Here is a 532-nt window from a genome sequence, read left to right on the forward strand (position 1 = left end):
CCATATCAGAAGCTTCACGAGCTACGTCAGTGCCATTCTTCCCCATAGCGACACCTATGTGGGCATTTTTGAGTGCTGGGGCATCGTTCACTCCGTCTCCAGTCATTGCGCAATATTCGCCATTGCTTTGAATTGCATTTACCAGTCGGACTTTCTGCTCTGGTGAGACTCGCGCATAAACTTGCGTTGACTGAACAGTTTGTTGGAGTTCAATATCATCAATCGATGCCATATCAGCCCCGGTAATGACACTGGGGTGATGTTCACTGCTATTCGCTGACTCGTTAGCTGGAACCAGATCGAGTTGTTTCGCAATTGCCAAAGCTGTTGCAGGATGATCCCCGGTAATCATTATCGGTGTGATACCAGCTGTTTTACATTGTTGAACGGCCTCTTTGGCTTCTTCTCGGGGAGGGTCGATCAATTCGGCTAAGCCTAGGAAAGTCATCTGTGACTCAAGCGTTTCCTGATCGAAAGTGTCGCCGTCATTTAAGTTCTTCATAGCGAAAGCGAGTACTCGGTAGCCTTGTGT

1 protein-coding gene is annotated in these 532 nt (G+C 48.1%); it reads right to left on the reverse strand.

The window, feature by feature from the left end:
* Positions 1-502, reverse strand: a 502-nt coding sequence (locus A3756_RS03945) for an HAD-IC family P-type ATPase (protein ID WP_197481154.1), incomplete at its 3' end; no start/stop codon positions are given.
* Positions 503-532 lie beyond the last annotated feature (30 nt).

The sequence above is a fragment of the Oleiphilus sp. HI0086 genome (assembly GCF_001635225.1).